This is a genomic window from Acetobacter sp. DsW_059 (assembly GCF_002153695.1).
GTDB lineage: Bacteria > Pseudomonadota > Alphaproteobacteria > Acetobacterales > Acetobacteraceae > Acetobacter > Acetobacter thailandicus.
Genome location: NZ_JOPI01000081.1, coordinates 1 through 9,357 on the forward strand (window position 1 = coordinate 1; position 9,357 = coordinate 9,357).

Here is a 9,357-nt window from a genome sequence, read left to right on the forward strand (position 1 = left end):
TCCGCAATCCATATCGCTGCAAGCTTCATCTTCTATCTCAAAGAATGAGTCCTGAGCCTAGCTGGCGAGACGCTTCAGGAAAAAATTTTATTTTATTGAGGTAAACCCAATAAATATTAGAATATATTGTCAATCTTCCCCTTGCTCTATTTCTTCGCGTAGTTCTGTTAAAATTTTTCCTTGATATTTCCAATAACGTGGGCCTTGATATGCCCCGCTACCCAAACCTGTCCGACGGCCTACCTCACAGGCAGCAGCACTTAAACTTGTAATATTGTTTTCAAAATTAACTTTTCGGTCATCAACAACAGTGCATGTAATATCAGGATTGTAAAACCATTCGAGTACAGAGCCGGGTTTAATATCCACCATTTTGAAATTAAATACCGATGCCCTTTTATTGGCAGATTTTAATGCAATGATATCGCTAGTTTCAACTGCTCCATCCTCTTCTCCAATAAGAATATCCTCTCCTGGCAACAAATTGAAAATAGCTCTGACGCGCTCAGGATCTATCCTGAAGAATTCTCTGTTGCTATTAATTCTATGATCCCCAAAAGCCATGTGAAGCGTCGCTTCAACTTTTAAATAATCAGGCACCCGTTTAGCATAGGCACATTCAAATGGAACTGGAACACCACTAGAGTAAAGCTGTTTCATTCTGGAAGGCAGATCATTGCCAGTTATGCCTATTTTAATCAGGCCAGGCATAACTGGATTAGTAAGAATATACACTATACCTTCACTGCTATGTATTTGGGGTTCATCAATAAATCCTGTTGGGTTTTGTTCAATCATAATTATTTTACTCATTCTGGAAAATATGCCCTAAGCTAAATTATGATAAATGTTAAAAAAATACCAGAGGGTGCCATGTTCTCTGGAAGAGCAGATTGACTGCATTTCTGAGCATAAAGCCTGCTAAGGCGATCCTATGTACTGCGATGAGCATTGGCTGAGGCACAGCGTTCATCATCCTTTGCAAGTCTTCAGCATTATATTGTCGATGCGATAGATCGCTCCACCATCCAAAGGCGGAGCGAAAGTGTGAAACCTCGTTTTGCTTGAGGGAGCTTGGTAATTTCGAGTGTCATACTCCGCTCTTTGAAAGTTTTTACATGTTTTGATCCTGTATAACTTTGATATGTCGCTGCATGCACACATTCATCCCCGTAACCCATACCGCCATATGCTTTGATCTTCTATCTTAAAGAATGAGTCCTGATCTGAGTATACTGACGGGCTCAGAGCCTTGTATGGAAGTATAAAACTCCTTTTTTCTATGGTAGCGTTTCTGTGACACGAAATGATGCAGGACAACAGGAGGCAACATGGTGCAGTATGTTGGCGTTCACGACCTTATTCGGCTCATTCGCCTGCAGGGTATCGAAACTGTTCTCAGAGAGCTTGCTGAGTATATCGAGGATGATTTTCGTCGATGGCCTGCTTTTGATAAGAGGCCGCGCCTTGCCAGCCATTCCGAGCATGGTGCCATTGAACTTATGCCCACCAGCGATGATGCTCTCTATAGCTTCAAATATGTTAACGGACATCCCGGCAACACCCGTGACGGGCTTCAGACCGTTATCGCCTTTGGTATGCTCTCTGACGTCAGAACCGGCTATCCGCTTATTTTGTCTGAAATGACACTTCTGACAGCTTTGCGAACAGCGGCGACCTCTGCTGTTGCAGCACGTCATCTGGCCCGTGCTGACAGTCGTGTGCTGGCTATCATTGGTGCGGGTGCTCAGTCAGAATTTCAGGCGACTGCATTTAAAACCCTGCTGGGTATAGATACTGTGCGTATATATGACACAGACCCCGATGCCACACAGAAGTTCTGTGACAATATGAAAAACAGCGGCCTGACTATTACAATCGCTGCCAGTAGTCAGGAGGCGGTTGAGGGCGCTGATATCATAACGACCATTACAGCAGATAAACAAATGGCGACTATCCTGTCTGATAATATGATCGGCGCTGGTGTGCATATTAATGCTGTTGGCGGAGACTGCCCCGGCAAAACCGAACTACAGGCTGATATTCTGACGCGAGGTAGAGTCTTTGTGGAATATACTGAGCAGACACGGCTTGAAGGCGAACTGCAACAAATGCCCGAAGACTTTCAGGTTACCGAGCTATGGGAGATTATAGCTGGTAACAAAAAAGGTCGTCGCAGCGCGCGTGATATTACTATTTTTGATTCTGTTGGTTTCGCGACGGAGGATTTTTCCGCTCTGCGCTATCTGCGCGATAAAGTGAGCGGTACTTCTTTTTGTAAAACTCTCGATCTTCTGGCAAATCCTGAAGACCCTCGTAATCTCTTCGGGCTTCTTAACAGTTCTGTACCGGATGAAGAGTGCTCTTTTGAATAGGATGTAGCCTATGTCTTTGTCTCACCCTCCTGTACCCGCAACAATGGTGGCTGCAACAGTGCCGGCCCCGGGCGGACCAGACGCAATTCGTTTTGAAACTCTGTCCGTGCCACAACCCGGGCCGGGTGACATTCTGGTGCGCGTTCTGGCCTGCGGTGTAAACCGGCCTGATGTTATGCAACGCAAAGGGCTGTATCCGCCACCACCTGGTGCACATCCTGGTCTGGGGCTTGAGGTGGCCGGTATTGTTGCTGCCTGCGGTGAGCCTCTGCCTGGTCAGACTATGCCTGAAGTCGGTGCACGGGTATGTGCTCTGACAAATGGTGGCGGCTATGCAGAGTATGCACTTGTGCCTGCAGCCCAGTCTTTGCCCTGGCCTGATGGTTTTAATGCAGTTGAGGCAGCAGCTCTGCCAGAAACGTTTTTTACGGTCTGGTCTAATCTGTTTATGCCGGCATTTCCTGCCCCAGGGTCACGTGTGCTCATTCATGGTGGCAGCAGTGGCATTGGCACAGCGGCTATTCAGCTGGTCAGATCTTTTGGTGGCATCCCTTATGTCACAGCCGGTACAGCTAAAAAATGTGCTTTATGTGAAAAGCTTGGTGCCATAGCCATTAATTACCGTGAAGAAGATTTTGCTGAACGTCTTCGTGAGTTAACAGACAAAAAAGGCGTCAATATTATCCTTGATATGGTGGGTGGCGGCTACCTTGAGCGTAACCTGCGCAGTCTCTCAACGGATGGTCGTCTGGTTATCATTGCTCTTCAGAGTGGCTCTAAAGCACCGGATGCTGACCTGACCCGTATTATGACACAGCGTTTGACCATTACCGGCAGCGCCCTGCGCAAACGAAGCCCTGAGGCAAAAGCACAGATCGCTCAGCAATTGCAGCAGTATGTCTGGCCACTTCTGGCGTCGGGTGAAATAACACCTCTGATCCATACTATTTTACCGCTATCGCAGGCAGCGCAGGCACATGAGGAAATGGAGAGCGGTAATCATTCAGGTAAGATTATTCTGACAACAGAAGAGTCTCCTCAGTCATGACAACATCTTCTCTGCTGGCACAACGTCTTGAGCGGGTGCGCTCTGAAATTGCCGCAGCTGCACATAAAGCCGGTCGAAACCCGGAGGATGTTGAGCTTGTTGCTGTTTCCAAATTTCATCCCGCCAGTAGTGTTGCTGAAGCTATTGCTGCTGGTCAGCGTATATTTGGCGAAAACCGTGTGCAGGAGGCATCTGCAAAATTCCCGGCATTACGGGAACTCAGTCCTGACATAAAGCTGCATCTCATCGGTGGGTTGCAGACTAACAAAGCCCGGGATGCTGTGCAGCTGGCTGACAGGATTGAAAGCCTTGATCGTCCTGCCCTGGCTGATGCTCTGGCAAAAGCTGCTGATGCCTGTGGCCGTATGCCAGAGCTGCTGATTGAGGTAAATACGGGTAACGAGCCACAAAAATTTGGTATAGCCCGCGATCAGGCCGATGATTTCATCAGGCTTTGTCAAAAACGCTTCGGAGAGAAACTGTGCGGGCTGATGTGTATTCCCCCGGCGGATGAAGATCCGACTTTGCATTTTCAGCTGCTTCGCAGTATGGCCTTGCATCATGGACTGCCTGTTCTTTCTATGGGTATGTCAGCTGACTACCCCCAGGCGATTGCTCAGGGTGCAACACATGTGCGGGTAGGTACGGCCATTTTCGGGCCCAGACCAACTATACCCTGATGAAGAAAAAACACGAATGACTTGCTCTTTGCCTGCAAGTGCCTTTATGCAGGCGCTCCTGAACCTCTTGCCCGTAAGTACATGCATACGGAGTGTAAACTGACATGACCGACCCAGCCAGCCCTTCATCTGATCATGGTGCCTCTGACGGCGCTACGTCAGTCGATGCAGCGCCACTGCACGATCAGTCAGCCCCTCCCGGGCCCCGGCATATTACTGAATTTGCCGGTGATGAACCTCAGCACGTAGCAGCTCCGGTTGGCTTTGCGGCCCTCCTGTCTGTGCTTGGTGTTGTTTATGGTGATATTGGTACAAGTCCGCTTTATGCCTTTCGGTCTACCGTGCAGGTTATTTCGGGTCATCATCAGGTGGCTGCGTGGGAGGTGATGGGGGTCGCCAGTCTGATCTTCTGGACACTGATCCTCATCGTAACCCTGAAATATGTCATGCTGATTATGCGCGCTGACCATAACGGAGAAGGTGGTATTCTGGCCATCTCCTCTCTGGCGCAGCGTGTCATTTCAAAACCAAAGCTTCGTACAGCGCTCGCGCTGGTTGGTGTTGTCGGAGCCTGCCTGTTTTTTGGCGATGGTATTATTACTCCGGCTATTTCTGTTTTATCGGCGGTCGAAGGTATCGAAGTCAGTGTGCCCGCAGCGCATGATCTGGTTATTCCGATCGCTGTGATTGTTATTATCAGCCTGTTTAGTGTGCAGTATATCGGTACCGGCAAGGTAGGAACAATTTTCGGGCCGGTTATGCTCCTCTGGTTTGGCACAATTGGTGTGATGGGTTTGCTTAAAATTCTTCATCATCCTGCCATTCTCATGGCTCTCTCGCCTGTTTATGCAGTTGAATTCGTGTTCTACCACGGCAGGCTCTCATTTCTGGCGCTTGGCTCTGTCGTGCTCTGTGTCACCGGGGCTGAGGCTCTTTATGCCGATATGGGGCATTTTGGTCGGGCGCCTATTCGTTATGCCTGGTTGTTTTTTGTGCTGCCTATGCTGGTGCTGAACTATTTTGGCCAGGCGGCACTGATTATTGAAAGCCCTAAATCTCTGGCTAATCCCTTCTTCCTGCTCTGCCCGGGCTGGATGCAGGGTTTTATGATTGTTCTCTCCACACTGGCCACCGTTATTGCCAGCCAGGCTGGTATTTCAGGTGGTTTTTCGGTCTGTCGCCAGCTGATTCAGCTTGGGTACATGCCGCGGCTGCGTATTACGCACACGAATGCTGAAGAGGAAGGGCAGATTTATCTGCCCGACTTTAACCGTTTTCTGGCTGTTGGTGCGGTGCTGCTGGTTCTGGCTTTTCAGAGTTCAGACCGTCTCGCTTCAGCTTATGGCATCGCTGTTACAGGTACGTTTATCTGCACCACATTACTGGCGATTGTTGTCTTTCGTTATCATTTCAACTGGCCTGCCTGGCGGGTGGCTGTTGTCTTTGGCAGCTTCATGGTGCTGGATACGACCTTCTTTTCTGCCAATGCGCTTAAAATTCCTGATGGTGGTTGGGTGCCGGTCCTGCTTGGCTGTGTACTGACCCTGATGATGACGACCTGGAAAAAAGGCCGCAGTCTGGTCATAGGCAGGCAACGTCAGGACAGCCTGCCCATGGGCTCCTTCATCGCCAGGCTGCCACAGTCGCGCATCATCCGTGTGCCGGGTATGGCAGTATTTATGACGGGTACGCCTGATATTGTACCTCCGTGCCTGTTGCATAATCTGCGTCATAATAAAATTTTGCATGACCATGTAATGTTTGTGACGGTGCAGAACCTTGATCAGCCTGAAGCTGAAAGAGGCCATCGTGTTTCTGTCGAGCAGCTGGCCCCCGATATTTATCGTGTTATTCTGCGTTATGGCTTTATGGAAATGCCCAATATTCCGCGCGCTCTTGAAAATCTCAAAGCAAATGGTGTGGATTTTGATGCGCTGCAGGCCTCTTACTTCACCTCACGCGAGATGATTACCCGTTCGCCTGTTTCACGTCTCTCGCGGTGGAGAATGTGGCTCTTTATGTTCATGGCACGTAACTCAACATCCAGCATGGAATTCTTCCGCATTCCGCCTGACCGTGCTGTGCAGCTGAGTGTGAAAGTGGCGATCTGATCCTTGTCTGCTGAACCACTCGCTCTTTATATCCACTGGCCTTTTTGTCTGGCCAAATGCCCCTATTGCGATTTTAATTCGCACGTCAGAGAGCAGATCCCTGAGGAACGCTTTGTTAAAGCGTTGCGTGCTGAGCTGGCTTACGAGGCCAGCCGCCTCGGGCGGCGTAAGCTGGGCTCGGTTTTCTTTGGCGGGGGCACGCCCTCTCTCATATCGCCTGAAAATGTGGCCGCGTTGATTGAAGATGCGACCTCACTTTTTGATCCGGCAGATGATATCGAAATTACTCTTGAGGCTAACCCGACCAGTGTTGAGGCGGGGCGTCTGCACGGCTTCAGACAGGCCGGAGTGAATCGTGTTTCGTTAGGGATTCAGGCTCTTGATGATGATTCTCTGCGTTTCCTTGGGCGGGAGCATTCTGCAAAACAGGCAGTTGCAGCACTCGAAACCGCCCGCAACCTGTTTAGCCGCATTACCTTCGATCTGATTTACGCCAGACCAGGGCAGTCACTTGCTGACTGGGAGGAAGAGCTGCAAACAGCATTAACTCTTGCGGCAGATCACATCTCTCTTTACCAGCTCACAATAGAGCAGGGCACACGTTTTGAAGCTCTTTTTCGTTCAGGTAAGTTTAGTTTGCCAGATGAAGACGAGGCAGCTTCTCTTTATCAGCACACAGCAGAAGTCACCTTCCGTTTCGGGTTGGCCGGATATGAGGTGTCGAACTATGCCCGCCCTGGCAGTGAAAGCCGACACAATCTGACATACTGGCGTTATGGTGATTATCTGGGGATCGGGCCAGGTGCACACGGGCGTATTACTGAGGGTGATGATCTGTTTGCGACACGTCGTCACCGTGCCCCGGAGCCATGGGCAACGCTGGTTGAGCAAAAAGGTACAGGCCAGACACAGAAGGAAAGTCTTGTTGCACAGGAACGTGCACGAGAGATGTTGCTGATGGGGCTGCGGGTCACAGAAGGCCTGAACCTTACACGCTTCAGAGAGCGTACCGGCCTTACATTAGCTGATGCGACGAACTCAGTTATTCTCGACGCAGCCTGCGAAGAAAACTACCTTACTTTAGAGGGTAATAATCTCCGTGCCACAGCTGAGGGCCGCTTGCGCCTGGAAGCTTTGCTTGGTGCCCTGATTCGTTAAAAGGCACCTTACACGTATATTATCAGAGCTCTTTGCAGGGTTTTACATTATCTCTTTCGCGTGTCGGCCGCTGAGGGCGGCGCTCGAAATGAAGGTCCTGGGGACCGTTCAGATTTTTCGCTTTCTGTGACAGCGTGTTCAGCCAGCGTTCTCTTGCCTGCTCGGACGGAGCAGAGGAGGGAGATTGATTATGGACAGACAGGTTCATACTATAACCTCTCGCGTAAAGAGCTCCGGCAGGGAGCTATCAGGAAAATATCTCCGGTTATGACGGTAAAATAGTCTGTACCAGTCACTCTGAGATGGTCTGTTTCTACCCTGTTTCTCTCTTGTTATTTTTGACAGTTTTTTTAATTCTTATTAGTCATAAAATAGCGGTATTTAGTGATACCAGACAAAAGAAGAGACTTGCCAAGCCTAACATGACCAGTTTTTTTTGCAATGATCCTGGTAGCTCAGAGCATGACTGAAAGGCGCTGTCGGGTGGACAATCTTTCCCGTCGAGGTAACGCCACCCCTGAAAAGGACGCATTGTCATAGGGTTAGTGCGTATTAACTCAGGCGATACACATATGAGTGTACTCTCTCTGCCATCGGGACGTGTACCGCTTTTAATATCAAGAATAGTTTGCCGGCATACAATCAGCCCGCCAATTACCCGGTATAATGAACCGCCGTTCAGAAGTTCATCCGCACGTTTAGGAAAAAACCGCGTATAGACCACCGGCACCGGGCCATAATCCGGGTGAGTATAAAGGTTTTCTGACATTTTCTGGCGCTGTATCAGCTCTTCAGGCGAAGACACACCAACGGCAAGTTTGATGAGACCGAGCATGAGAGGGACCTTCTTATATCAGAGTACGTTAGCAGGGTTGTGGTACATGGGGGAAAATCCTGTCACTGACAGATATTCTCTTTTGCCGGAGAAGCATAGTTTGTGTTTTATCATCACCAATGATAAATTCAGGGACATCCTGAGAAAAGACAGCATTTTATGAATGTTTCGTCAGCATCCTCCCTTTTTTCGAACATATAAGGAATTTTTTGTTATCCATGTCTGTTCGTCTTTTGAACATTACAGGTCTTTTCCGTAGCAGGCCTAAAGCTTCTCCTCTTGTGATACTAACGAGTGTTTTTTCACTGGCGCTATCGGGTTGTGGTTATTACGACTCTCGTACGGCCCATAAAGCGCAGATCTCTCTTATCGGTATTTCAAGCAGTGATTTACAGGCCTGTATGGGTATCCCTGATAAGACTAAAAAGCTGCCTGACGGGTCTGAAATTTATGAATATACCCGGGGCCTTAATATACCATCAGCTAATGACTCAACTCTTTTCCCGTTGCAAAGTGTCGTCAATATTATTGAAAATGCACTGGGTGGCGCCGGAAAAACCTGCGTTGCAGATGTGCGTATTACAGACGGGAAAGTGACTGATCTGCATTATGGTGGCGATAATGACGAAATTGTCGGTGCTGATGGTGTTTGTGCGACAATTGCCAGGGGGTGTGTTCGTCGTCCCCTGCCGTCGATGCAGGTTATTTCTTCTAATCCCCTGGGGCCGGTCAAGGCATATCGTCAGCCACAGATTAAACCTGCCAAATTGCAGCCAGTTACAACGGGAGAGGGTACCGCCGTTACGCCTCAGGCCGGAGCAGCCGTCGAAGGTATGCCAGCTACTACTTTGCCTGACCTGAAGACAAAAGCGGTTACACCAGCAATACCTTCAGCTATTGCGCCGGCTAACGCGCCATAATATTTTATAATCCTGTGGTCCGATGTAAAAAGGAGCACAGGGTTATCCTTTGTTTTTCATTATATCCTCTTGGCAGAGCACAGGCTTTGCGCTAGGAAAGCAAAATGTGGACCCGTAGCTCAGCTGGATAGAGCGTCGCCCTCCGAAGGCGAAGGTCGAAGGTTCGAATCCTTTCGGGTCCGCCATATAAGAATTAACCCGTTGATTTAAAAAGAAAAATAGAGAAGTTA

At 49.1% G+C, this 9,357-nt stretch carries 8 protein-coding genes and 1 tRNA gene; 7 read left to right on the forward strand and 2 right to left on the reverse strand.

Annotated features, from left to right (window positions below):
• Positions 1-129: 129 nt before the first annotated feature.
• Positions 130-798 carry a GIY-YIG nuclease family protein gene (locus HK25_RS11890; RefSeq protein WP_086636363.1) on the reverse strand — a complete coding sequence of 223 codons (669 nt, stop codon included), beginning with the start codon at positions 796-798 and terminating at the stop codon, positions 130-132.
• 533 nt (positions 799-1,331) lie between these two features.
• On the opposite strand from HK25_RS11890, the gene HK25_RS11895 reads away from it, so the two are divergent.
• The 5 genes from HK25_RS11895 to hemW all read left to right on the forward strand — a co-directional run bounded on the left by HK25_RS11895 (position 1,332) and on the right by hemW (position 7,372).
• The gene (locus tag HK25_RS11895; protein WP_086636364.1) at positions 1,332-2,375 is read left to right on the forward strand and encodes an ornithine cyclodeaminase; all 1,044 of its coding nucleotides are present in this window, start codon (positions 1,332-1,334) and stop codon (positions 2,373-2,375) included.
• A 10-nt stretch (positions 2,376-2,385) separates the two neighbouring features.
• Complete coding sequence (locus HK25_RS11900; RefSeq protein WP_369824749.1) at positions 2,386-3,423, forward strand: NAD(P)H-quinone oxidoreductase; 1,038 nt, start codon at positions 2,386-2,388, stop codon at positions 3,421-3,423.
• Positions 3,420-4,103 (forward strand): YggS family pyridoxal phosphate-dependent enzyme, encoded by a 684-nt coding sequence (locus HK25_RS11905; RefSeq protein WP_086636365.1) that lies wholly within the window; start codon positions 3,420-3,422, stop codon positions 4,101-4,103. Before HK25_RS11900 ends, HK25_RS11905 begins: the two co-directional genes overlap by 4 nt.
• 104 nt (positions 4,104-4,207) lie before the next feature.
• Positions 4,208-6,214, forward strand: a complete 2,007-nt coding sequence (locus tag HK25_RS11910) for a potassium transporter Kup (protein ID WP_086636366.1) — start codon at positions 4,208-4,210, stop codon at positions 6,212-6,214.
• A gap of 3 nt (positions 6,215-6,217) precedes the next feature.
• Positions 6,218-7,372, forward strand: coding sequence for a radical SAM family heme chaperone HemW (gene hemW / locus HK25_RS11915; RefSeq protein WP_086636367.1), 1,155 nt, complete (start codon positions 6,218-6,220; stop codon positions 7,370-7,372).
• A gap of 364 nt (positions 7,373-7,736) precedes the next feature.
• Here the strand turns inward: hemW and HK25_RS11925 are convergent, their stop codons facing one another.
• Positions 7,737-8,207: a DUF1489 family protein gene (locus HK25_RS11925; RefSeq protein WP_086636369.1), complete on the reverse strand. Its 471-nt coding sequence runs from the start codon at positions 8,205-8,207 to the stop codon at positions 7,737-7,739.
• Positions 8,208-8,425: 218 nt separating this feature from the next.
• Here HK25_RS11925 and HK25_RS11930 point away from each other — a divergent pair, with 218 nt between their 5' ends.
• Complete coding sequence (locus HK25_RS11930) at positions 8,426-9,127, forward strand: hypothetical protein (RefSeq protein ID WP_086636370.1); 702 nt, start codon at positions 8,426-8,428, stop codon at positions 9,125-9,127.
• A 108-nt stretch (positions 9,128-9,235) separates the two neighbouring features.
• Positions 9,236-9,312: transfer RNA gene (locus HK25_RS11935), tRNA-Arg, on the forward strand.
• The last annotated feature ends 45 nt before the right edge of the window (positions 9,313-9,357 follow it).

What these genes read in the sequence shown, in the direction of transcription:
- HK25_RS11925 (WP_086636369.1), bottom strand. Translation starts at nt 8,207, where the DNA reads ATGCTCGGTCTCATCAAACTTGCCGTTGGTGTGTCTTCGCCTGAAGAG.
- HK25_RS11895 (WP_086636364.1), top strand. Translation starts at nt 1,332, where the DNA reads ATGGTGCAGTATGTTGGCGTTCACGACCTTATTCGGCTCATTCGCCTG.
- HK25_RS11890 (WP_086636363.1), bottom strand. Translation starts at nt 798, where the DNA reads ATGATTGAACAAAACCCAACAGGATTTATTGATGAACCCCAAATACAT.
- HK25_RS11930 (WP_086636370.1), top strand. Translation starts at nt 8,426, where the DNA reads ATGTCTGTTCGTCTTTTGAACATTACAGGTCTTTTCCGTAGCAGGCCT.
- HK25_RS11910 (WP_086636366.1), top strand. Translation starts at nt 4,208, where the DNA reads ATGACCGACCCAGCCAGCCCTTCATCTGATCATGGTGCCTCTGACGGC.
- HK25_RS11900 (WP_369824749.1), top strand. Translation starts at nt 2,386, where the DNA reads ATGTCTTTGTCTCACCCTCCTGTACCCGCAACAATGGTGGCTGCAACA.
- HK25_RS11905 (WP_086636365.1), top strand. Translation starts at nt 3,420, where the DNA reads ATGACAACATCTTCTCTGCTGGCACAACGTCTTGAGCGGGTGCGCTCT.